We start from the raw sequence: 24,283 nt of genomic DNA on the forward strand, positions 1-24,283 counted from the left end.
CGATGCTTGAAGAACTGAAAGAAGAAGAGATCGTCAACAAGGTCGGTGGCCGATTCAAACTCAGCACCCTGATCCAAAAACGCCTGGTCCAACTGAACCAGGGAAGCCGCGCTCTGGTCAGCGTGGACACTCACGACAAAATGTCGATCGTCTTGCAGGAAATCATGCAAGACAAGATCGTTCTGAACACGGAAAACGAAGTTCAGGCTGTCGACGATTTGAACGCGGCGATCGCAGCGGCCGAAGGCCCGGATCTGGAAGCGTCTGACCTATGACCCCTGCGTCGTCACGGACGGTACTGTTGGCCGTCGGTGGCGGTATCGCCGCATACAAGGTCGCGACCGTCTGCAGCCGTCTGTCCCAGGCCGGCCATCAGGTTCGGGTCGCCATGACCGAATCGGCCACCCGGTTCGTGGGTCCGGCAACCTTCGCCGCCCTATCGGGATCCGCCGTCGCCGGCGATACGATCGATCCGCACTCCCGACCGCTGGGTCCCCACATCGAATTGGCCGATGGGATCGACTTGATGTTGGTCGCACCGGCCACTGCTAATTTGATGGCCAAGTTTGCCGTCGGGGTCGCCGACGATTTGATTTCCACGACCTATCTGCAAGTCACCGCACCGGTACTGCTGGCGCCGGCGATGAGCGACATCATGTGGGAAAAACCCGCTGTCCAACGTAACGTTCAGCGTTTGCGGGACGACGGCTGTCATTTCGTAGGCCCCGAAACCGGATGGCTCAGTTGCCGTGCGTCGGGCACCGGACGAATGTCCGAACCAGAAACCATCGTCCAAGCCGCCCAAGACCTGTTGGCACAAACGAACACAAACTGACATGACACTGCACGTCTTTGGGCACCGCAACCCGGACACCGATGCGATCTGCAGCGCGATCGCTTATGCCGATTTTCTTCAACGGACGACGCGTCCCGACGCGGTCGCCGGCAGCTGCGGCCCGCCAAATGAACGGACCGAATTTGCACTTCGCAAAGCCGGACTTCAGCCTCCTCGCATCACGATGGACGTTCGTCCGGAACTGCGCGACATCTGTAAACGCGATGTCATCTGCGCCCGTTCCGACGAGGTGTTCTACGAAGTCTATCAGCGGATGAACCATCACGGCATCCGTTCGATACCGGTGCTGGACGATTCGAAACACCTGATCGGCTTGGTCACGTTGTTGGACCTTTTGGAGCTGGTGTTCCAAGGCGGTGTCGACCCGATCCAATCGCGACAGGTCCGAACCAACTTGGATAAGGTCGTCAGCGTTCTTGGCGGCAGTTTCCAGCACTCGATTGATACCGGTCGAAACGACGAATTGATCGTCACCGTCGGTGCGATGAGCGCCGAAGGTTTTACCCATCGGATGAAACAGTTCCCCGCCGAGCGTTTGCTGGTCGTCAGCGGCGACCGTCCGACCATTCAATTGCCCGCTCTGGAAATGGGCGTCCGTGGCTTGGTGGTCACCGGCGGCTATGAATTGTCCAGCGGCTTGCTGCACTTGGCCCAGGCACGTGGCGTGACGGTGATTTGCAGCCCGTTCGATACCGCCACCACCACCATGCGGATCAAAGCGGCGCGTCTGATTGATGAAGTGGTCGATCGTGATTTCATGTCGCTGCCGGGCAAATTGCCCGTGACGACGGCGCGTAACCAGATCTATCGGTCACCCCAAAGCGTGTTCCCGGTCTTGGAAGGCCCCGAACTGATCGGTGTGCTTAGTAAAAGCGACCTGGTGAACCCGCCCCAGCCGGAATTGGTCTTGGTGGACCATAACGAACTTTCTCAAGCGGTCGCCGGCGCGGAAGAGGCGGATATCGTCGAAGTCTTGGACCACCACCGCCTGGGCGGATCTCTTAAATCCAGTGGCCCGATGCGTTTCTTTATGGAACCGGTCGGATCGACTTGCACCTTGGTTGCCCAGAAGTTTCGCACCGCCCAAATCGATCCAACCCCCGGTGTCGCGCTTTGCATGGCGTCGGGCATCATCAGCGACACGCTGTTCCTCAGGTCTCCGACCGCGACCGAAGCCGATCGCGAAATCTTGGATTGGCTGCAATCCTTGTGTGATGTGGACTTGAAAGAATTCGCCGATGAATTCTTTCAAGTCGGTTCCGCACTGCGCACATGCACGCCGGAGAAAGTCGTCCGCGAAGACTGCAAGGAATTCGAAGAAGCCGGGCGTCAGTTTTCGATTTCCCAAATCGAAGAAATCGGCTTCGACCTGTTCTGGCAACGACAAGATGAATTGGCGGACGCGTTGGAAGCCATGGCGGCGGAAAATGGCTACGAATTTTCGGCTCTGTTGGTCACGGACATCGCCAGCAACGGTTCGCTCCTGTTGCTAAGCAATGAACCGGAGGGATGGGACGAAATCAATTATCCGCAACTGGAAGACAACTTGTACGAACTGAAGAACGTCGTCAGCCGAAAGAAACAGTTACTACCGTTGATCATCAGCTTGCTGGAAACGGCTCCCGCCACCCCGAACTGACCCATGGGCCGCGATGTGGGTCAGTTCGCGGCGATCATTACATGGGTATCCTGCAGCAACGTGCCTGATTCGAATTGCACGTTCTTTGCCGCGATCGTGTACTCAGCCATGGACTGATAGTAACGCGTTTGCGATTCGCTTAACCGCCGCTGCGCATCCAACAGTTGCTCCAGACTGATCGGCAACCCTGCTTCGCGATTGGCTTCCAGTGCGTCCAATGCATCTTTGGCAGCCAAGTAACGGTTCAGGTTCGTTTCCGTTTGCACAAACGCGCGATCAGCCTCGGCGACACAAGCCACCAGATCGTGCAGCACCTGACGTTCTTGTTCCTTCAACAACGCTCGTTCGCGTGCGATGTTCAGCTTCGCATTGCGGACCGCGGCGTGGGCTTGGCGGAATCCCACCGGCATGCGGAATTCCACGCCGGCTTCATATTCCTGATAGTCCATCGATCCAAATTCTTCGAACGCGGAATTGTCGCCAGCAAGTTGCTGTCCAAGACCTCGCAAACGGTAGATGGTCACCAGATCCAATTCGGGCAACAAGAAATTCTTCGCCGCCAACAACTCCATTTGTCGACGGGCGACCAACAGACGCTGCTGCTGCAGTTCGGATCGCAACCGAATCGCTTCCGCCGTCAAGGATTCGACGTCGAAGACGATCGGTGCCGTTAAAGGGTCATCCACGCAGCGCAACAACTCTTCGTCGCCGATGGAAAGTCCGATCAGCAACCGAAGTCGTCGTTCGGCGGCCAACACACCGCCAATCCCGGCAAATGTCCCACCGCTGGTGGAATTGTTGACTTGGGTCCGTTGAATCAGCTTCCCTGCAATCGCATCCTGATATTCGCTCAGGAATCGATAGTACTGTTCTCGGGCAAGTGCTTCGGCAGACCCACCGCGTCGGTTGGATGCCTTTTGCGCTTCATAGCTTCGCCACGTTTGCCGACTGCGTTCCAGTGCCGCCCGTTTGGCATCCACGTCGCGATAAGCAAACGCCAAATCCCAATAGGCGTTGATCACGTTGCTGACGTAATCGCGTGCGTCTTGGCGAAACTTTGCGGTGCTGATGTCGTTGTCCGCCTTGGCGATCAGGACACCGTTGTAAACGCCGGGAAGAGCCGCCGGTCCGGCAATCCGGTTGAACGCCATGCCGCCACCCTGCAACAACGGTTGCCGCAGTTCTGCATGCCACTGCGTCTGCCAGGCGCTGGGCGTCAGGTTACCCGTCGCGTTGTTCGCGTCGTAGTCGGTGACGCTTCGCAAAGCGACTTCGGCGCCGGTTGCCCCGCGTTTGGAAAGCTGAAAGACATAGTCGTGGGTGTCTTGCTTGAACGCATTGGCTCCCCCGCCGAAAAAACGGTTATTGAACCGTCGATCATTGTTTTGCCATTTCCCAAACGCATACAACTGAGCATCAAATGCGCTAAGTGCGGCTTCGATACTTTGCTGCGGATCGGTTTGCACCAACTGAAGCGTCTGATCCGACGCCAACTGCTCAGGCGCTCGTAGCACCGTGGCGTTCAGGTCACGCAGCACCTGCGTGTTGGTCATCGCGATTTGGATCACTTCCAACAGAGTCACATCGCGATAGGACGCCGATTCGAAAGCCTCCGGGTCCCGCAGCGTCATCGGCATTGGCGGCGGTTCCGGGTAGACCTCCGGCGGCGCACCGGCGTCGACGTCGCACATGATCGCATCGGCACAGCGGGTATCGTTGCCGATCGTTTCCGGAACACTGCGACAGGCGCGACAGCCGACGCCCGCGGTGATGCCAGCGGCAACCACCAGCCACGCAATCCCCGGCCAGCCGGTGACGACGGATCGGCGCTGTTGAGAACCCGCGGAATAGCCCCGGGATCGACGGTCGGATCGGACGATGAATCGCGTCATGGTCTTTTGAATTGGACGCCGGCCAGGCCGGCTGATACGCATCATCGTTATAGTTCGTCCCACCGGTACGACCGTATCCAATCATTCCGTCACGAAACGCGCACGTGAAACGGATGTCGGCTGTTTCACGACTCACTGCGACTGGATTTCGAAGGCTGTTGGTTAGACTGGATGCCGACCATGGCTCCGCAAAACGTCTCTCATACCGCTGGTCGCGACGCCACCCATACTCGCGACACTGCTACCTGGACCGATGTCGCCGCCAACGCGATCGACCAGCTGGACCTTGCTGCGCAGACCGCCAACGGGCTCCAGCCCTTCATGGACAACGCGCTCGATGTTGTCGCCCAGACCGTCGGCGCGACCCGCTGCACCTTGTCGCTTTTGGAACAAGGTGCCCCCCGCGTACTGGCCAGCCGTCTCGCGTCCGATCCATCACCGTCGGAATCGCCAGCGACGAGCACCACCACGGCCCGAATCCGGCGGGTGGACATTTCCCCAGAAACCGCCTTGGAACTGATGACCCAATGGCCACAGGGGCACCGCTTTGCCGCAGCGTCGCAATCGACCATGACGGACGTCGATCAGCAGCAACCGGTCGACGAGTTTCTCACGTCGGTACTGCAACTGTGTCAAACGGTGTTTCTTAAAGACCAGTACACGCGATACCGGACCTTCACGCCCGCCGCATTTCCGGACGAATCATCGACATCATCTGGCCGAAAACAGAAAATCCGGCTTGCCACCGTTTTGATCATCGCCTTGGGATTGATCAGCTTCGTTCCGATACCGTTCCACTTGCCCGTCGTCGGCGTGATCCGGTCCAAAGATCAGTTCGGCATCTATGCCCCCGTTTCTGGCAGGGTCGCCAAGGTTGCGGTGACTGACGGCCAGAACGTCGACGAAGGCCAAGTCTTGCTGGTTCTGGAAAATGCGGAACTGCAACTGCGCCGCAGCAGCGTGATCGGTGAATTGGCAACCGCGGAGGCCGAGCTGACCAGTTTGCGCGCGGGATCTTCAAAGGCCTCCGACGAATCCGATCCCAACCAAAGCCTACGGCAATCGGTGCTGCGCACCAGAATCGACGCATTGCGAAAACAAGTCGAATTGGCCAATCGAATTCACGAGACATTAACGCTGCGTGCCCCCATCGCAGGACGCGTGAACACCGATTCGACATGGGACCATCGCACCGGCCAAAACATCGCAGCGGGCCAGTGGTTCATGGACATCGTTTCTGATGACGAAGGTTTTGTCGCGGTCATGTCGTTGCCCGAACGTCAGTTTGGATACCTTGGCGATGAAAGGATCCCCTGCGATTTTCGATTGCGGTCCGCCCCCGAATCCAGCCTATCGGGAACCGTGCAAACGGTCGCCGAAACGGTGTCGGTTCGTCCTGATGGAACGTCAGTCGTTGAGATGACGATACCGGTGGATTCGAACATCGGCCTGCGACACGGCGCCGAAGTCGTTGGTCACATCACCCCGGGGCGGCGTCCGCTTGGATTTGTCCTTTTCCGGCCCATCATCGAAGCTTTCAGGAACCAACGATGGTGAAGCAACTTTCGATCCTTGCGTTGGGTATGTTCACAGCCTGTGTGCTGCTGTCCCGTCCCTGTCCTGCCGAAGATGCACACCGCCGTATCGGCGGCTTGGTCGTCGTCGCGGTGGATTCGGCAACGGTGTCGTCATCAATCGAAGGACGCGTGGAATCCGTTCAAGCCGTCGAAGGCGATGACGTTTCGCGGGATCAATGCGTCATTTCGCTGAATGACTCCGAAGCGGATCTGCGTCATCGATTAGCAAAAAGCAACGTTCAAATCGCTGTTGAACGGTCGGGCGAGAATCGCCAAACCGTGGCCGCCGAAATCGCATTGCGCGAAGCCAAGCAGTTATTGGATGAATTCCTTTCGACCCAAGAAATCAATCAACGCAAAGCCGAAAACGATCTGTCGATCCGAGCCGCCGAAAAGGCAGAGTCGGTCGCACAAAACGAACTCGAACGCGCCCAGAAGGCTCGCGCAAACTTTTCAGATTCGATATCTGAATCCGAGATTGATGCGTTGGAATTGGCCTACCAAAACCGCCAATTGGAAACTCGACAAGCCCGATTCGAGCACAGTCTGGCACAACTGGACGTCGCCGCCGGAAAACGTCGAATCGACACCCTGCGAACCCGCATCGATGCGGCAGAACAGGCACGCATCGAATCCGCATCGCTGGATCGAATCCTGCGCTGGCAGGCCGAAATCGAACAACATCAGGAACGCTTGGCGTCGCTGCATCTGAAGCAACACCGGCTGACATCCCCCATCACCGGTACCCTGGTATCGGTCTCGGTCCAAGCCGGTGATTGGATCGACCAGGGGCAAACCGTAGCACGTGTCGTGAATCTGCAGCGTTTGCGGGCCGAAGGATTTATCCCTTTTGCAGATGTCGAATCACTTCGCCGAACTTCCAATCTGAACATCAAGATTCAAGTGGCAGGCGGCGAAACCGTCACCGTAAAACCAACACGCCAGTTCATTAGTCCGGAAATCGATCCGATCACCCAGGAAACACGTGTCTGGTTTGAATTTCCGAATCCGGAACGCAGGATCAAACCAGGGCTTTCGGCGATGCTGATGATGGGTGCGCCGTGAAAGTCCAACCAATCTCTGCTGGGGCAACGCAATTCTCCGGTGCATCCTATTGTCTGAACCGACAATTGATCCATCGAAAGATTCGGTTTGGTCGCCGATCGACTTGGGTGGTCAAACGAATCGCCGACGAGGCTTTCTTTTACTTTGATGAAGCGGAACACTGGATCCTTCAACAACTGACAAGTCCAATGACCCTCGGTCAATTGATGGACCGCTGTCGCAACAACATGCGGGATCACGCTCCCTCACCAGGCGCACTTTCCGAGTTCGTCCAGATGTTGACCAGCAACAATCTATTGCTGGTCGGAAATGAAAGACGAACAACAGACGCTGGCCGATCGCCGGGGCGCCGTCATGACTACTCACTTCATCCATTGGCATTGCGTTTGCCTGGAATTGATGCCAGCCGCTTTTTCGACTGGGCCGCCACATGCTTGCGATCCATCCCACGTTCGTTGGCCGTCGGCGTCTATCTGACACTTTTGGCCGTCGCAGGCGGTCTGGCATGGACCGATTTCCCCGCCCTGGTCACCGACATCCGAGACGCAGCACAGCGTATGCCCACGCAATGGGTTTGGTTCATCTTGGCCCTCGCGTTGGCAAAAGTGTGTCATGAAATTGCACACGCCTTGGCTTGTCATTTGGCCGGCGGTCGATGTCGAAACGTCGGCGTCATGTTTCTGTTTGGTGTCCCCTGTTTGTACTGCGATGTCAGCGATGCTTGGCTAATGCCACAGCGTTGGCATCGTGTTCTGGTGTCTGCCGCGGGCATGATGGCCGAATGGTTCATCGCCGCCATCGGTGTCTTGATATGGTGGACCAGCCAACCAGGAATTCTTCACGACACCGCGTCACTGTTGATCATGGTTTGCACGGTCAGCACGTTGATTTTCAATGGCAATCCGCTGATGCGTTACGACGGGTACTTCATCTTGTCAGACCTTTGGGGAAAGCCAAACCTGGCCCAGCGATCAGCGACCGCATTGCGAAAATTCGCATATCGGATCGTTTACGGCAGTCGCGATGAATCGCTTGCTTGTGATCATCACGGCGACGAAGACACCAGCACTGCCCTAGTGGCCTATGGACTTGCCAGCGTTTTGTACCGTGCATTGGTCTTATCATTCATCGGCTTCATTGCGATGCGCTGGGTCACCGGCACGCCATGGTTTTGGCCTGCGACACTGCTGATCATCGCGACCTTCGTACGCGTGCTTTTCGCAAGCATCGGCAAACCGCACGATGCCGAAACCGCGCGAGACCGGTCATCGGACGGGAAACGAGTACGACGCCCGGCAATGGTCGCCGCCGCAATCGTGATCCTGGCACTCGCTGTTCTGATTGTCCCACTGCCACGCACGCTAACGGTCGATGGTGTGGTGCTTCCGGACAAGCACCAGGAGATCCGGCTATCCGGATCGGGCCGGGTCATCGACGCAGTCCGTCCCGGCGTTGTGCTGGAACAAGATCAAACCATCCTGCAAGCCGACGATTGGGTCAATCGCTGGGAACTGCTACGCTGCGAAGCTGCCACGGATTCGATTCGAAACCGTATCGACGCGATCCGGTTGATGCGAACTCAGAATCCGGTTCTTTCACAACAGCTTCCGGCGTTGACCGAACAACTGCAGGCATCCATCGCCCAATCACAGACCCTGCGATCGCAACTGAAACTGATGCACCTTCGCGCCGAAGCCGGCCAGATGGTTTTTGAAACTCAGAAAGTCACGCCTTCGCGGGATCAAAAACAACGACTTTGGGTCGGGTCGCCGTTTGCATCGGAAAACCGTGGATGCGTTGTTCCCGCCGGGCAGCGACTTGGCTTGGTGGGTGATGCAAACGAACGCATCATCCGATTGGCACTTCCGCAGGAACAGTTGGACCTGGTCCGAATCGGCCAAACCGTCAGAATTCCACTATCGGGGCGAAGCAAGCCTGCTGCGGGAACGATTCGCTCGATTGCACAATTACCAAGCACCGGTTCCGGAGGTTTGCCACGATCGGCGATCGATTCATTCGATGTCAATTTGCCGGCGGCTCAAGCACAGGCCTCAAACACTTACGACGTCACCGTAGACTTGAATGCATCGACCTTTCATCGGCCGTTGCCGGTTCACCTGTCCGTGGTTGGCCGAATCGAATTACCCGATGCGGCAATCTATCAACGTGTGTGGCGATTCTTAATCGAGAACTTTTCGCATTGATCGCGGGATCGCCTGGCGTGATGGCGACACCTTAAGCGATCAAGGATTCATCGACCAAACCGAAATCCGTCCTTCGCGATCCGTGGTCAAAACGTGCTTCTGATCTGGCGAAATGTCGATGTCGGTCAACGGTTGGTTATGCCGGCGAATCTCGATCAACTCACGCCCCTCGGTGGACGTCGGGTCCTTGGCGACTGCATCCAACATCGGGTCCCAAATCCGCAATGATTCATCGTCACTGACCGACAACAGACGTAGATTGGCGTCTTCATTGCCATGAAAAACGACGCCTTCGACAGATTCGGCGTGCCCACGAAACACAATGGGCGCACGCCACTGGACGTCATTGATGCCGGGGACCGGCCACATTCGCACCAACCGGTCGGCTCCGCCACAGGCGACCCAACGCCCGTCCGCCGAGAAACGACCACACAAAACGGCGCCCGCTTGTGGTGTGTCCATCAACACGTCCGTCTTCTTCGAAACAATGTCGCGGACCACCACTTTGCCGCGATCCGTTGTGACCAACAGACGGCGACCATCGGCCGAGAAGGTTAGTGCCAGGGGGCGGCCCAACGATATCGACCATTGCCCCGCATCAGTCAATTCCAAAGTTTCGTCGCTTTCACGATACTTCCACCGGCGCACCCGACCGTCATCACCACCGGTAACCAGCACGTCTGGCGACGATGCCGGTCCGAACTGTAGGCAGCGAACGGCACCCTCGTGCGGCGATTCCAACTTTGCCACCGCGCGGCCCGTTTCCACATCCCAGATCTTCACGCTGCGACTTGCAGTCGCCACACGAGTGGAATCGGCGGAAAAAGCGACGTCAGTGATGGCACCGTGCGAACGGTAACTGCGCACATGCTGATACGTGGTGCAGTCCCACAAAAACGCCGCGCTTCCATGCAGCGTCAGAAGCTGATTTGGCGATATCGGCAAGACAGCCCCCGGATCGGGCAATCGCATGGGCAACTCGAATCGTTCACGACGCTGGGCGAACGTCGCGTTGTCCACCAACGACTTGGCGTCATCGATGCGTTCTGCCTGCACATGCCACAGGTCAACTTGCGAAGGTTCATCGCCGCGGGGCGTCACCAATACCGCCAACCGACCATCCGAATCGTCAAAGCGGGCATCGACAATTCCAGGGCGTCCATCGTTGACCGATTTTGCATCTCGCGGCGTTTCCAATCGCGTCAGCACCTGTGACGCTCCGGTTACCGAATCCACGAGCACTACTTGATGCACCACGGAATCGACTTTGGCCAACTCCGTCACGACCGCCAAGAATCGTTTGTCCGGTGATAACGATAATCCAACGGCGGCACCGTCTCGGGCGTAGGTCTGCACCACTTGCCGGCTTGCTAAATCCCAGCGACTGATAGCGCCGTCATCGGTCGCGATCCAAGCCGATGTTCCGTTGGTAGCAAACGCGATGGCGTGAATCCGAAGCCCCAAACGATCGTCCCAGGGTTCACCGACTGGTTTTCCGGAGTCGCAATCCCACTGAATTAACCGACCCGCGCGATCGCCGGTCAATAAGGTTTTGCCATCGTCCGATATCGCCACCGCTGAAACGGATTCTTGGTGCCCGCCCAACCGGTGTATCACCCGAGGATAACTGCCCTGCCCCGGCGGTATTTCCCAGATCAGTGCACGATCATTCTTGGAACTGGACGCAGTCACCATTCGACGTCCGTCACGGGATACAGCGACCACGTTTCCAATGCCCGTTCCCGACGCCGTGGTCAGTTCTGTTCCCTTCTTCAAGTCCCACAACCGAACCATCGCATCGGCGGCCCCCACAATCAACCGACCATACCGACGATCAAACGCCATAGCCATCGCACGAAAATCCGTACCTTCGTCAAGCCGAAGGGTCGTGACCAACGCGGCGTCATCCGATCCGGAAGCGATTCCCATCCTACGATCGTCGGTGACCCAAAGGTCACTTTGCTGATCGTAAGAAAGCAACCTTGCGGTACGATCACGTCCCGCTGTCACAATCCGATCCGAAGTCGGTGAAAACCGTGCCGCCCAGATCGCATCGTCCTGGACCTGAATCAAACCGGATGATCCGGTGTGATGATTCGAATCACCATCGGAATTGCTTGGCTTCTTTGACACTTGACTGACCAAGGTCCGAAACGTGCGATTTGACCGCGCGGATGCCTGATCGTCATCCGAATCCCGCATGGGTTGCACGCTAGGCTTTCGCAGATCCCAAAGCCGAACCGTCATGTCCTGGGACGCGGATATCACCATTCCCTGCCCCTCGTCCCAGTATTCCGCCGCGACCACTGCACCGCCATGACCACGGAACGACCGCTGAAACTGTCCGACAGGAGGTTGATCAACGTCGGATGCCTGGACCCGCCAAAGCTTGACCAAATAGTCGTCACCGCTGGTCACCAATTGCTGGCCGTCGTCGGAAAAAGAAACCGACAAAACCTTGGAGTCATGCGCGGCGTCTTGCACACGGTCTTCCCGACCGGAACCTACGTCGGGATCGACCAAACGGGCGGACGGCACCACTGCCTTGGACTTTGACAGCTTGGGAACGGATGCTATGTCCCCGGCGTTGCCTGCAATCTCCGGTGCAAGCCCCTGCACAGCCTGTTTGATTTCGGAAGCAAGGTCCGATTCCGCAACAGCTTTCGGGTCCCAAATGAGCACGACACCTGACTGGTCGCCAGACGCCACCAAAGATCCGTCACGCGTCAGACAAACGTCGGTCACGGGTGATTCATGTTGATCAAATACCCCCACACGCTCGAACGATGTCCCATCATTGTCAATTGACCACAATACGATTCGTCCCATCGTCTGATCGGCGATGGCGGCGGCAACCAACACATCGGATTCCCGTACCACGGCATCAAACGCCACAACCGGCGCCAGGTGCCATAGGACGGACGTTTGATCTTGGGACGGACCGGATAGCACACGAATGGTTCGGTCAGTCCCCGCTGACAAGATCCATTCGTCACGACGATCGGGAAACGACAACAACATGGATTCCGTCACCGGTCCGTTGTGCCTGAGTATTGATCCAGTCGATTTCGGCCGCCCCTGCGATCGATCCATCAGATCGACAGTTCCCAGTTCGGTTCCCACCAACAGACGTTTTCCGTCCTCCGCGATCGCCACGTCGCTCGCGACATCTCCCTGGGACGTTGCAAAAGCAGGCTGCATACGCAGTTGTTGTCCCTGGCGATCCAAGGTCAAGACGCGACCGTCGGCCAGCGCCACGGCAAAATGACTTGCGTTCTTGGACATCGATAGGTCTTCAGCCGGCGAATCCAGTTGCACAGTTTCGGCCGCCTGCTGAGTCACATCGGACAACCACTGCAGTTCGATCGGCAACTCGCCCGTCTTCCCTTCCCGCCGCCGCTTTTCGATCAATTCGTCAACGATGCGACGAGCCTCATCAAATTCATTCTGGTCCACACGAGCTTTGGCAAGCCCGATCTGGGAACGATAATACTCTTGTTCGACCAAACGCCGGGCCTGCTCAGTTTCCCTTCGAGCCTTGACTGCTTCGTTCTTGAGAATAACTGCTTTGTTCTTTTCCTTGACGGCGATCCTTTTCTGTTCTTCTTCGTTCTGCTTTGCCGTCAAGGCTTCGTCACGAGCCCTTTCCGCGTCACCACGCGCAATCGCCTCCTTGTCTTTTGCCTTTTCGGCTTGTTCGCGCGCTTCAATGGCCTCTTGTCGTGCTGCTTCTGCCTCCAGTCTTTTCGTTTCGGCGACTTGAGCATTGGACCGAGCCTCTTCCGCGTTGGCTCGAGCCAACTCTTCGTTTTCTCTGGCCAAGTTCGCGTTGTGTTCGGCGACGCCGCGTTGTTGATCAATCAAGTAGATCGCCACCGCCCCACCGACCAGGATGAAAGCCAGCATTGCCGCGGCAGCTTTTTTCAACACCGCCAACCGAGACGCATTCAGCTCTCGTTCACGAATGCCATCCTTCAGCCGCTTGATCAAGTCGACGTGATCGGGATCGTTCTCACTCAGTAGCGATAACCCCAAATCGAAATCGCGGTTGCGATAGGCTGCTTCGGCATGTTCGACGCGTGCCTGAGACAATCCCTCCTTGGCCTGCCGGTTGCCTTCCCACAAAACCAGTGCTTCTTCGAAACCGAATTCAGCTCTTGCGAACGACGAATAGTCCTCGGTCTGCCCTGCGCGCTGCAAATCATCTTTGGCACGTTTGGCCAAGATGATGCTTTCGGCGTGATCGCGATACTGTCGAATCGCGTCCTGAAAACTGGGCACATCGGGATATCGGTCAGCCGGATTGGTGGCCATCGCCTTGAGCGCGATGTCCATCAATTCGCCACGAAAACGATCATCGAAAGGCCGAATTTCATTCGACGCGACCGCTCGTAAACAAAGGCTGACGTTCGCAGCATTGTGCGGCGGATTGCCGGTGATGATCATGAACAGCGTCGCACCAAGCAGATAGATATCTGCTGCCGGCCCAATTCGGTCCACCGGCCCGACGGCCAATTCAGGCGCCATGAACGACGGTGTCCCGCCCAGGCCATGCGATGGCGTGATCGAATCCAATTTTTCAAACTCGGGCTTCGCCAACGCCAAGCCCCAGTCCATCACCAACACGACACCAAAGTCGCCCAACATGATGTTTTCGGGCTTGATGTCACGGTGCACGACGCCCCGCGTGTGAGCGAAACCGATTGCGTCGGATGCACGCAACAAGATCTCCAGATTCTCATCCAAAGTCTTTTCGCCAATCACGTCGGACCAGGGCGTCCCGACGACCCGCTTCATCGCGTAAAAGACCGTGTTGTCACCGGTAACGGCGACATCATGAATGGGAACGATGTTCGGGTGATCTAAATCACCGGTCACAACGGCTTCGGACAAGAACTGCTGCCGGCGTGCTTCTTCGACCTGCTTTAGTTTGCCCTGCTTGCGAAGCTTGGATCGCTTGGCCTTGTCCAACGGACGGATGACTTTTACGGCGAGCAAACGGTCCAACGATCCTTGTCGAGCAACAAAGACATTCCCCATGCCGCCCTTACCCAGCAAGCGAATCAGACGATAGTCCGATAGCTGGTCGTCATCTTGCATGGGCGTCACCATGTGACGCTTGTTTAAAGCTAGTTTCTGTTCGCTGATGGACCGGTCGATCGCCGGTTTCATCTTGGTGGGCGCGTCGTCGGCGACGAACTCGGCGGAAATTTGTCCCCAAAAATCCTGTTCTTCTTCACTCAACTGACGTGGGCTGATCGTCTGCCCAAGATTATCGTCCTCCAAGACGCTCGGTTGCCCATCCGCATCGTCCGCCGGATCCACAACCAACGAATCCAGCGTCACATCCATCGTGTGAACATCGTCGGGATCCTGGTACTCCATCGTGGACTGGTCGGAACGCGAATCGTCCACGCCCAGTTCGAAGTCCACGGTTCCCGAATGCGGATCACCCTTTGAATCCGGTGCGTCCAATTCCGCGGTCACGTCGCTGGACAAATCCACCGTTCGATTTTCGTCACTTGGATCGACGAGGCCCGAAGCCATGACGGTCTCCGAACCAGCAGTTTCATCCAAGCGTTTGGTCGCATCCAAATCGACCGTTTCATCAATGCGTTTGGTGGCATCCAGATCGACGGTTTCGTCCAACCGCTTGGTGGTATTTGGATCCGATTCATCTGTCGAATCCGTAGCCGCGGAAGCGACATCGACAGTTTCATCAATCCGCCGCGTCGCGTTCAAATCGGTGGTTTCATCCAACGCTTCCATCGGAACCGACAACTTTGCTGGGCTGAAATCGACGGTTTCATCAATCGATTTGGTGGCGTCTAGATCGTCCTCTTCGCTAGAGGATTCGGTACCCGCATCGGGATCAATCCCCACCGTTTCATCCAGACGTGTGGTCGCATCCAAATCAACGGTTTCATCCAGCTTCGCGGTGCGATCCAGATCGCTTGCCGGCGAATCGACGGTCGTGCGGTCGCCGGGCTTCGCACCGCTAGAGCCCTTCGCCGAAGCATCCGGCGTGGAAACGTCTTGGCCATCAGGACCGGGATGCCCATCGCCATCCGATTGTGTCAGATCAACGGTTTCATCCAATGACTCTGGACGTCGACTGGGATCATCATCTTGTCGACCCGGTTCTTTATTCGGATCGTTCGGTGATCGTTGACCGTCACGAGACATTGGAAACTAACCTAAACAAACAAATGTTCGATGAATTGGGCACGGGTTCATGTGATCGCATCATGAACTGCCGGCGTTTTGATCCCCAATCCCTGCGGCGATACGACGCAAAAAGCGGGACGATCGGGAAAACGGTTGAACCGGGGCTTCATCCGGCGGCAAAGATTCAGCATCCCCGTCTTCAGCCGGCCAAAATGAATCGACCGGTGGCTGATCCGCTGCGGCATCACCCGATTCCCGGTCTTCGCTTGGGTCAGCCGATGCCTCCTGGGAATTCGATATTTCGTCGCCGTTTCCATCCGAACCGTCGGTGGCGTCCAGCGGCGTCAGCTTCAAGGTACCGCCATCGAGATCGTCGTTCAAAATCACCGGACGACCGCCACGCAAATCAACGCGCAAAATGGAACGTTCGTCGTCGTCGCCGGCGACGTATTCAATCTCATACGCCCCATCGGGAAGCTGCTGGAACAACCGCTGCAGCTTCTGGAAATCCAAGATGTCGTCGGGCAAGCGAATCGGTTCGATCAAATCCGGTGACGCGGGATCTGGCGAAAGCGTTCGCAACTGAAAGTATTCATCACTGATCGAAACATTCAACGATGTACTTTCGGACGTTTGAAAGCTGGCATCTGTGACAAAAGTAGTTTCGGTCTGTCGCACAATGGTGGGCAATTCCACCGGTTCGGGAATCACATCACGAACAGGAAAAAATGCGACGGGGACGTCGACCTGTGGGATCACGAAAAACGCTCTTCCGTTTTCCAGAATCGGACCCGCCGGGTCCAGCGTCAACGGATTGTCGGTCGATGTGACCAGTCGACCATCGACTTGCAGCGGCAGGTCGCTGCCCTGAAACACGCGATCCGCCTGGATCTGAATCGACTCGTGGTGTGACACCGAAAAACGTACCGCCAAAGGGTCGGTTGCACTTTGCCGACCATTCAATGTCGAACTCAAAATGTCGGATTCAAGATAAACATGACTTACCTGTGCCGTTGCACCGTCACCGGGAAGATTATCGACGCGCTGAAAACGATCCACCGGAGCCCCCCAGTCGATCGTTAACGTGAAGCCGGTTTCGCCTTCGGTTCCAATGTCAACGCTTAGCGTTCCCTCCGCATCATTCAAGTTCGCTTGAGACAGAATATTGGTGCTGACGGAATCAAAATCATAAAACGCATCCGCTACGACTCCCTCACCCGGATAGGGCGTGAACTGGCGCGCGATCCCCACGCCCTGCCCCGTCATGATTTCAAAATCATCGCCCAGCGAAACGGTGTCCGCTTCGACATCGACCGCTCCGCCGGTGGTTGCATCGGCATGAAGTTGGACCGAATCACCGACAATCCAGCTGTCCCCCATCCGCAACTGAATCGTCCCCGACGTTCCGCCCGCAACAATCTCTGGATCCGCTTTTCGATCGTTGCCGTCATTCGTCGGGTCAAAGTCATCGATCACGATGTCTTCGGCGGCCTGGATGTCGATGCCTCCGTTGCCGGTTCGGATGACGCCCGAATCGTCACGAGAATCACCAGACGCCAAGCGAAGGGAATCGGTTTCGGCGATCAGCAAATCGCCAGGATTGGTTCCATCAACCGATGCAACCAAATCGCCGATAGCCGTGGTTAGCGAGATCGATTCGGCCTGATCCGCGACATCGTTGGCCGCAATCACCACCAAATCATCGGCGACAACCGAAGCCGTTTGTGAATCGACAACACCCACGACAGCATCGATCGACATCACATCATCCGCAGACACCAGCCGAACGTCGGCGTTCAAGTCGGCTTGAACCCGACCGACCAATAAATCACTGCCTGCACCGGTGGTTTCCAAGCGGATGTCACGACTGTCGGCCGAACCATCGGCACCGTCTGAACCGAATTGGTTTTCTGAATGAACCAGCGTGGCTTCCATTGTGCCCGCCGAACGCACGTCAATCCCGCCATCGACGGTCTGCAATCGTTGGATACGAATGGAATCTTGTTCGTCGATCGCAACTGCGCCGGAGGAGGACACAAAGCCATCAAGCGTTTGCACCTGAGTCTCAATTGCGTCGCCATCGCCAATCCCTGAATGTGACCGAATGACAACGCCGCCCGATTCGGCCACAAGGTCAATGTCGCTGTCGCCTGCATCGCGCACAGCACCAGTCACGCTTGTCACTCGTATCGCGTCATCATCGGTTGAACCGCTGACCACGGTGCCCAGCGTCATGTCCGAACTGGCCGACAACCGGACGACGTTCTCGGTGGAGATGACTGCCGCGCCATCTTCCATGCGAATTTCGCCCAAACTTCCCTGAGCGTCGCCCGCGGTCAGCCGCACTTGCCCCGGCGATTCCACGTTTGCACCGGCAGGCAAAACAAGGCCCGCTTGGTGATTCACCACATCGATCCCACCGGATGCGTTGACGTCCACCAATCGAAGATCACCCGCACCGTCGCGATCTACCATGATCGAACCGCCGTCGGCCCGCAATTGCGAAACTTCCGCATCGGTCGATCCCAACCAATCCAAAGCGATGTCACCATCGGTTGTGACCGCATCCAACGTTCGCAAATCGGCCAGACGCATCGGCGTAACACCACCGATGCCCTCGTCGGCACGTAAAATCAATCCGTTGGCGTCGATTCGGGCGTCGGTACCGTCAATCGCATCGATACGTTGGGCCGAAAGGTCGACGTTCTCGCCGGCGTCCACCGCCCCCACCCGCAGCGCGACATCGCTGTGCAATTGAATCGAGCGACCGGCAACAAGTTGGTCCACAATGTCGATTTGGTTGCCGGGCTGCGAAAGATCAATCGCCCCGTCGGCATACACGGATAAGTGATCGATGTCGATCGCCTGACCGCTCGCCTGCTGAACATCACCCACAATGGGTTGCGCTGGTGCGCCAATGGTCAGTGCTTCGGCCTGCATCGTCCCCAGACGGACGACGGTCGCGTTTCCCAACACAATTCCAGCGGACTTCAAATGCAACCCCGTCAGGTCCAACGGATCTGACGATGCGTCGACCCAGATTTGGTCCACGGCGTCAATGGTTCCATCGGTCCCCGATATCGGCCCCGTCACGGTCACGTCCCTTGCCGTTAAAGATGAATCCAACAGGGTTTCGGTGGCCTGTAGTTGGACATCGTCCGCGACGCTGACATCACCTGTCAGTATGATTTGATTCTCCGCCCCGACATCCAAATCACCCTGCACCAACAACGCCTGTTCGATGCGAACGGAATCGCCCGAGCGAATCAGCAAGGAATCATTGCCGCCGGTGGATGCCATCTCCGATTCAATGATTAGATCCTGTTCGGTCACCAAATCGACATCCCCTTCGAACGTCGTCGGCACCGACAGCACAAGATCTTCTGACGTCTTCAACTGCAGGTCGACCAATTCCATCTGACGCGCGTTGACGGTGAACTGATTCGCGGTGATGTCGGAACGGATCGAGACATTGGAATCAGGCGAGTCAATCGCCAGGCTTCCACTGACATCGATGGTATCGCCCGACAGTTGAATTTGATCGCCGCCTCGGATGGTCACATCGTGCAACGGTTCCCCGACGGATCGGTCCACATCCCCAAGGTTCAGATCGACGGTGCTTCCCAGTTGAAACGTCAATGAACTTTCGACATTCGTCGCAGCGGTCGATACACCGGTCAGTTCCACCGGTCCTTGGGTCGCTTGAACAGTCACGTCTCCCGAGACGACCAACATGCCATCGATTCGAATCGATCCGTCGCCCAAATCCACCAACGTCGACTGATCGGGCTGGCCAACGTCCGTTCGCCCCGTGATCGTCAGACGATCGCCTTGGGCGTCAAAGGCCCCCGAGCGTGGTGCCAAAACGACTTGCTCCGAATCGATGGTCACTTCGTCGGCGGAACTGCCGTTGATGACGGGCGATTCCAAGACCACACGATCCCGGCCGTCGCCGCCCGTCACGTCGATGTCCAAACCGTCGATCAAAGGTGTCACCGCGACATCATCACCGGCCCCCAGGTCGATCCGCAACGACCCAGCAGTGATCTCAGACCGCTGGATCGAATCAGCGTAGACCGGGTTGCCCACGCCATCGGTCCCGACTTGGATCGGAATCAACGACGCGTCGGCATCGAACAGACGCACATCATCAGTCGCGGCATGCTGGACTTGAACAAAGTCGTTACCGACGTCTCCCTGGATCACCAATTCACCCAAGGCGGTCAATTCCGCAGTCGCGTTGAGAACCAAACGACGTTCCAGCACTCGGACCCGTGGCTTCCACCCCGTCATCGCTGCGGCCGGATGCTTCGCGGCATCGGCCACCACCCGCCGGCGTCGCCACCATTTCGCCAAGCGTCCCGGATTCCGTCGGCTTGGTTGCATCGGATGGCCTGTGAATGAAACGGGTATTCGGAAATGAGCGGCTGTGGGCGGACGAAAATCACGTCGTTGAAAGCCCAGTCATCATAATTGGCGGGGCCGAAAAATACGAAAACCGTCTGGCCGGTTCATGCCAGAAAGGCCCATGAAACGGCTCGCAACAGCCCGTTCCAATCCCCTCAAGCCTGTCTGTGAAACCGAATTCGCAACCCGGACACGTCGGCGGGCCACTTTCGCAACCGAGAAGGTTCCCCGGCATGCCGCTGCTCGTCGTGAACGCTGCTGCCACCCCCCGCCAGCGAATCACCCGCTGAGGCCGGCCGAAACCGTCGCAGTGGTAAACCTTGCCGGCTGAATCGAATGTTCTGGATTCAACGACGTCCTCACACCGATGGTTCGGGGTGAAGGTCCCGCCATGTTTGCCGGTGGGACGAAAACACCCAGGCTAGCGTCGTGTGCACCATTCGTATGACGGCAATCAATCCAACGTCCGATCGCTGGCGGTTCGCAACGGTCATCTTTTTGATGGTGACGATCGTGTCAGGGGCCAGCGGCGACCCGCCCAGCAGCGGTTTCGCACCGGTCAACGTTTCCAGCAATTGGACGACGATGACTGACGACAAAGAATTTGTGGCCACTGAAGCCGCACCCGAAACCAAAGAATCGTTGGCGGATTCCGACCGACTGCAACAACGATTGGCCGAGCTTCGCAAACCGGCCCAAGACATACGCTTGGACAGTCGGCCGATCCTGGAAGATGTGCCGACCAACGTTGCCGCCCTTCAGCAAGATCAAGAACCGGAACGATATTGGGCCAGTCCGCACTATCCCACGCCGATTGCTTCCCGGGTCCACGAACCGTTCTGCCATCAACCGCTGTACTTCCAAGAAGTCGCTTTGGAACGTTGCGGCGACCACTGCGGATACTTCCAAAACGCCGTCAGCACGTGGCGATTCGTCTTCAACACGACCGTCCTGCCCTACCGCCTGGCCACGCAACCCCATTGTCGATGTGTCACATCCTGGGGCGACTGTCGTTGCTGCCAACAGGAACGCTTTCCGGCGGTCGAACCATTGCAGCGTCGCGACGATGGCCATCTTCAATGCCGGGGCGTAGCAGCGGAAGCCGCGGTGGCCGGCTTTACGTTTCTGTTGTTGATGTAAACGACAGGTCAAACACCTAGCCTCGACGGCGTTCCAACAACACGACCATCATCAGCGCCAACAGCGAACGCAGTTCATCGTCTTCGGGCATCTCCGACAGCTTTTCCAAGGTAAATCGGCCTTCGAAAATTGCCGGATGCTTGATCAGACGCAGCAATGGTGTGCCATCGGGGCGACGCACGATGTAGCTGGGGTTCAACAAATAGATGAAGATCATCCCGACGATCGGAATTTCACCCAGCAGGCTTTCGACGAATTTTTTGATCGCACTTTCCTCTTCGACTTCCATGTCGACCTGGCCGTCCTGAATGATCTGATAGTGCGCCGACCAAAGTGATCGCATGCCGCGACGCCGCACCGATCCCCAATCATTTCCCTGTGGATCGGTAAAGTGGTAATTTGCTGAAAAGTCGATCATGCGATCCGCGTCGATGCGAAACAATAAGTGTGTCTGCTGTTGATCGGAAAAGATCTCCACTTGTTCCTTGAAGCGAAACATCTTCTGCTTGACGAACATCAACAACTTGCCGCTGGCATCGGTCGCGCTGATACGCTGTCCAAACGTCAACAGCTTGAACGACAATTCGATCGGATATTGCATCTCGCACCGTTTGTGAATTTTCTGTTTCGTTCTCGCGGCCACCGCCGAATGCCCGACGCCCTGCAAATCGCAGTGCCCGCCAATATCGCAGTGCCCGCCAACATCGCAACGCTCATCAAGTCGCGGCGAATCGGTCGGTGAATCCTATCCAAAGCGTTACAGCGGCGTGGGTCAACGTATCGAAATCTCTTTCCTGCTGCCAAGATGTCCGATCGCCGGACGAATGCCTCGGCACCGTTATCCTCCTCCGCCCCTTTCCCATCACAGCGACGTACCGTCATGCCAGATGATTTACAAACTTCGGCGGTGCCCGCCGATGTGCCATCGCAACCGACCGTCCACCCTTTGCGTTGGTGGCCGGCTGCGGCACTACTATTATTGATGGCGGCCCTGCGATATGGCCTTGGTTCGGCTGAATCGCCCAGCTTGTCGATGATGATGCTGGCTTTCATGGGGCCGGCGGCGGCCTGTCTGTTGATCCTGATTTGGTGGTGTTTTGGAAGTGCCGCCGCCGTACGTGAAAAAGCCATCGGACTGATCGGGCTTGTCTTGATCGCTGTCCTTTCGATCGCGTTCATGCACCCATCTTTGCAAGGAATGGCGACCGTCATCATGGTCGTTCCCACGGGCATCGCCCTATTCACGGCTGCACTGATCCTGTTTTCACGGCAACCGAAATGGCGTCTACCGGTCGCGCTGGTTGCCGCCGCGATCGGTTTCGGGTTTTGGAACCTGAAGCAAAGCGAAGGCGTCACCGGACAGTTCGAATCTCAACTGCTGTGGCGTTGGCAGCCCACCGCTGAACAATCCTATCTGAAGGAACTTGCGTCTCGCGAAACGACAAAACCTGTCGATGGCGGCGACGTCATCACGCTGGCCGATGCACAGTGGCCGGCATTCCGCGGCGCCGATCGCAACGGCGTGGTTCGCGGCGTGGCACTGATGGAAGACTGGGACACGACGCCGCCGGCGCTGGTTTGGAAACACCGAATCGGTCCGGCGTGGTCGTCGTTCGCTGTTGCCGGTAATCGCATCTACACCCAAGAGCAACGTGGCGACGAAGAAGCCGTGCTGTGCTTGGACGCCGACACGGGCCGGTCGATTTGGACCCACGCGTATCCCAGCCGATTCTGGGAAGCCATCGGCGGTGCGGGCCCACGCGCCACCCCAACGTACGCCGACGAAGGACTGTTCGCGCTGGGTGCCGATGGGATCTTGATGGCACTGGATCCCACCGACGGTACCCTGCGTTGGGAAAGAGACCTGAAGGACGATGCCAGACGCGATCCGCCACAATGGGGATTTTCGTCTTCACCTTTGGTCGTCGACGGAAAAGTCATTGTGCATGCCGGCGGTGAAGATGACTTGGGTTTGCTGGCCTATGAAGCCATCGATGGAAGCATCGCTTGGTCCGTCCCTTCGGGTGACCACAGCTACAGTTCGGCACAACTGGCCGAGTTCTTTGGGACCGCGGGCATCTTGATGATGACCAACCAAGCCCTGCAGTTCGTTAGCATTGCCGACGGTTCGACCATCTGGCAGCACGATTGGCCCGTGGAAAACTATCGCGCCATCCAGCCGTTGGTTGTTTCCGATATGGTGCTGATCGGGACCAGCCTGGGCGAAGGCACGCGTAAGATCCAAGTCATCTGGAACGAACCTGACACGACATGGTCCACCATTGAACGTTGGACATCATTGGATTTGAAACCTGATTACAACGATTACGTGGTGGCCGATGGATTCCTGTATGGTTTCGACCGAAACATCTTTGCCTGCATCGATCTGAAATCGGGCCAACGTCAATGGAAACGCGGACGATACGGTAACGGCCAAGTTCTCCTGCTGGCCGACGCCGACCAACTATTGGTTTCATCCGAAAAAGGCGAAGTCGTCCTGCTGCGGGCCAATCCCGAGCAGCTACAGGAAACCACACGCTTTCAAGCCCTGGATGGCAAAACGTGGAATCATCCGGTACTGGTGGGCGACCGGCTTTACATCCGTAACGCTCAAGAGGCCGCCTGTTATCAAATGCCGCTGAAGAAAAACGAAACGCCGGAACAAGACTTGGCGGCAAAGTAGACGCCACAACTAAGCGTGGAGCCTAAAAAAAAAACGCACCACCGGAAAACCGATGGTGCGTTTTGATTGGATTCAATCGAATTTTGCTGGACCTCAGTCCTTCTTGGCCTGAGCAGCCTGTTGTTGCAGGCCCGGACGAACACGCTTGTTGATGTCCGTCTCCAGAACGCCGAAAACCGACTCGTGGCGGGCGACCGACATTTGCAAGGCGGCCAGAAGACGCTTCGCGGTGAAGAAGTTCAAAATGATTCGTTGCTTGACTTGAATCGGGTCCTTCGGGACACCGATCGGTTGCGGGTTCAAACCAAAGTCGACGATCAGTTCCTCGGGCGAACCGGTCACGCGGCAAAAGTTCGCGTAGGTGGCGACCGCGTGATCATCTTCGACTTGGACTTGAACGGGCTGTTGGGTTTGTGCCTTTTCAGCGGCCGGTGCGGGAGCGGGAGCAGCGGTCTGAGTGTCTTCGGCGGTCTTGGCGGCTTCGTCGGCCATTGGGAAAATCTCCAAACATGGGTCTTGGGACAAACATCACATTGGTGAGGCCGCCCATCCTAACTTGCGGGGGGTATGACGCAACGCACGTCATACCTTTTTCCCCCGTGGAAAACAAAAAGTGATCGTCATAAGTGTCAAAAGACAAAAACTACGCAAA

At 57.0% G+C, this 24,283-nt stretch carries 13 protein-coding genes; 8 read left to right on the top strand and 5 right to left on the bottom strand.

Annotated elements, in window-relative coordinates:
- Window positions 1–2 precede the first annotated feature (2 nt).
- The 3 genes from HFP54_RS06290 to HFP54_RS06300 are packed head-to-tail and all read left to right on the top strand — an operon-like array spanning window position 3 to window position 2,495.
- The gene (locus HFP54_RS06290) at window positions 3–275 is read left to right on the top strand and encodes a DNA-directed RNA polymerase subunit omega (RefSeq protein ID WP_145303472.1); all 273 of its coding nucleotides are present in this window, start codon (window positions 3–5) and stop codon (window positions 273–275) included.
- The gene (locus HFP54_RS06295; protein WP_168564467.1) at window positions 272–835 is read left to right on the top strand and encodes a flavoprotein; all 564 of its coding nucleotides are present in this window, start codon (window positions 272–274) and stop codon (window positions 833–835) included. The genes HFP54_RS06290 and HFP54_RS06295 overlap by 4 nt, the downstream gene beginning before the upstream one ends.
- 1 nt (window position 836) lies before the next feature.
- Window positions 837–2,495: a putative manganese-dependent inorganic diphosphatase gene (locus HFP54_RS06300; protein ID WP_146410498.1), complete on the top strand. Its 1,659-nt coding sequence runs from the start codon at window positions 837–839 to the stop codon at window positions 2,493–2,495.
- Window positions 2,496–2,515: 20 nt separating this feature from the next.
- Here HFP54_RS06300 and HFP54_RS06305 read toward each other — a convergent pair whose 3' ends face one another.
- Entirely contained in the window at window positions 2,516–4,387 is a 1,872-nt protein-coding gene (locus HFP54_RS06305) for a TolC family protein (protein WP_146410497.1), read from the bottom strand.
- 180 nt (window positions 4,388–4,567) lie between these two features.
- Here HFP54_RS06305 and HFP54_RS06310 point away from each other — a divergent pair, with 180 nt between their 5' ends.
- From HFP54_RS06310 to HFP54_RS26135, 3 genes are read left to right on the top strand one after another with little or no spacing between them, the layout of a single operon-like run.
- Window positions 4,568–5,944 carry an efflux RND transporter periplasmic adaptor subunit gene (locus tag HFP54_RS06310; protein ID WP_168564468.1) on the top strand — a complete coding sequence of 459 codons (1,377 nt, stop codon included), beginning with the start codon at window positions 4,568–4,570 and terminating at the stop codon, window positions 5,942–5,944.
- The gene (locus HFP54_RS06315) at window positions 5,938–7,029 is read left to right on the top strand and encodes an efflux RND transporter periplasmic adaptor subunit (protein ID WP_168564469.1); all 1,092 of its coding nucleotides are present in this window, start codon (window positions 5,938–5,940) and stop codon (window positions 7,027–7,029) included. The genes HFP54_RS06310 and HFP54_RS06315 overlap by 7 nt, the downstream gene beginning before the upstream one ends.
- Window positions 7,026–9,233, top strand: a complete 2,208-nt coding sequence (locus HFP54_RS26135) for an HlyD family efflux transporter periplasmic adaptor subunit (protein WP_168564470.1) — start codon at window positions 7,026–7,028, stop codon at window positions 9,231–9,233. Before HFP54_RS06315 ends, HFP54_RS26135 begins: the two co-directional genes overlap by 4 nt.
- Before the next feature lie 39 nt (window positions 9,234–9,272).
- Here the strand turns inward: HFP54_RS26135 and HFP54_RS06325 are convergent, their stop codons facing one another.
- Window positions 9,273–15,419, bottom strand: coding sequence for a protein kinase domain-containing protein (locus HFP54_RS06325; protein WP_168564471.1), 6,147 nt, complete (start codon window positions 15,417–15,419; stop codon window positions 9,273–9,275).
- Window positions 15,420–15,479: 60 nt separating this feature from the next.
- Window positions 15,480–19,787: a hypothetical protein gene (locus HFP54_RS06330; RefSeq protein ID WP_168564472.1), complete on the bottom strand. Its 4,308-nt coding sequence runs from the start codon at window positions 19,785–19,787 to the stop codon at window positions 15,480–15,482.
- A 450-nt stretch (window positions 19,788–20,237) separates the two neighbouring features.
- On the opposite strand from HFP54_RS06330, the gene HFP54_RS06335 reads away from it, so the two are divergent.
- Complete coding sequence (locus HFP54_RS06335) at window positions 20,238–20,948, top strand: hypothetical protein (RefSeq protein WP_146410491.1); 711 nt, start codon at window positions 20,238–20,240, stop codon at window positions 20,946–20,948.
- A gap of 16 nt (window positions 20,949–20,964) precedes the next feature.
- Here the strand turns inward: HFP54_RS06335 and HFP54_RS06340 are convergent, their stop codons facing one another.
- The gene (locus HFP54_RS06340; protein ID WP_168564473.1) at window positions 20,965–21,549 is read right to left on the bottom strand and encodes an LURP-one-related family protein; all 585 of its coding nucleotides are present in this window, start codon (window positions 21,547–21,549) and stop codon (window positions 20,965–20,967) included.
- Window positions 21,550–21,828: 279 nt separating this feature from the next.
- Between HFP54_RS06340 and HFP54_RS06345 the strand changes: the two genes are divergently transcribed.
- On the top strand, window positions 21,829–23,631 hold the full coding sequence (locus HFP54_RS06345; protein WP_168564474.1) for a PQQ-binding-like beta-propeller repeat protein: 1,803 nt from the start codon (window positions 21,829–21,831) through the stop codon (window positions 23,629–23,631).
- A gap of 93 nt (window positions 23,632–23,724) precedes the next feature.
- Here HFP54_RS06345 and HFP54_RS06350 read toward each other — a convergent pair whose 3' ends face one another.
- Window positions 23,725–24,123 (bottom strand): DUF3467 domain-containing protein, encoded by a 399-nt coding sequence (locus HFP54_RS06350; protein ID WP_145305155.1) that lies wholly within the window; start codon window positions 24,121–24,123, stop codon window positions 23,725–23,727.
- Between the last annotated feature and the right edge of the window lie 160 nt (window positions 24,124–24,283).

Source organism: Crateriforma spongiae (genome assembly GCF_012290005.1).
Lineage (GTDB): Bacteria > Planctomycetota > Planctomycetia > Pirellulales > Pirellulaceae > Crateriforma > Crateriforma spongiae.

Coding starts and splice junctions, on each gene's coding strand:
- HFP54_RS06290 (WP_145303472.1), top strand. CDS start 3: ATGCTTGAAGAACTGAAAGAAGAAGAGATCGTCAACAAGGTCGGTGGC.
- HFP54_RS06295 (WP_168564467.1), top strand. CDS start 272: ATGACCCCTGCGTCGTCACGGACGGTACTGTTGGCCGTCGGTGGCGGT.
- HFP54_RS06300 (WP_146410498.1), top strand. CDS start 837: ATGACACTGCACGTCTTTGGGCACCGCAACCCGGACACCGATGCGATC.
- HFP54_RS06305 (WP_146410497.1), bottom strand. CDS start 4,387: ATGACGCGATTCATCGTCCGATCCGACCGTCGATCCCGGGGCTATTCC.
- HFP54_RS06310 (WP_168564468.1), top strand. CDS start 4,568: ATGGCTCCGCAAAACGTCTCTCATACCGCTGGTCGCGACGCCACCCAT.
- HFP54_RS06315 (WP_168564469.1), top strand. CDS start 5,938: ATGGTGAAGCAACTTTCGATCCTTGCGTTGGGTATGTTCACAGCCTGT.
- HFP54_RS06325 (WP_168564471.1), bottom strand. CDS start 15,419: ATGTCTCGTGACGGTCAACGATCACCGAACGATCCGAATAAAGAACCG.
- HFP54_RS06330 (WP_168564472.1), bottom strand. CDS start 19,787: ATGCAACCAAGCCGACGGAATCCGGGACGCTTGGCGAAATGGTGGCGA.
- HFP54_RS06340 (WP_168564473.1), bottom strand. CDS start 21,549: ATGCAATATCCGATCGAATTGTCGTTCAAGCTGTTGACGTTTGGACAG.
- HFP54_RS06345 (WP_168564474.1), top strand. CDS start 21,829: ATGCCAGATGATTTACAAACTTCGGCGGTGCCCGCCGATGTGCCATCG.
- HFP54_RS06350 (WP_145305155.1), bottom strand. CDS start 24,123: ATGGCCGACGAAGCCGCCAAGACCGCCGAAGACACTCAGACCGCTGCT.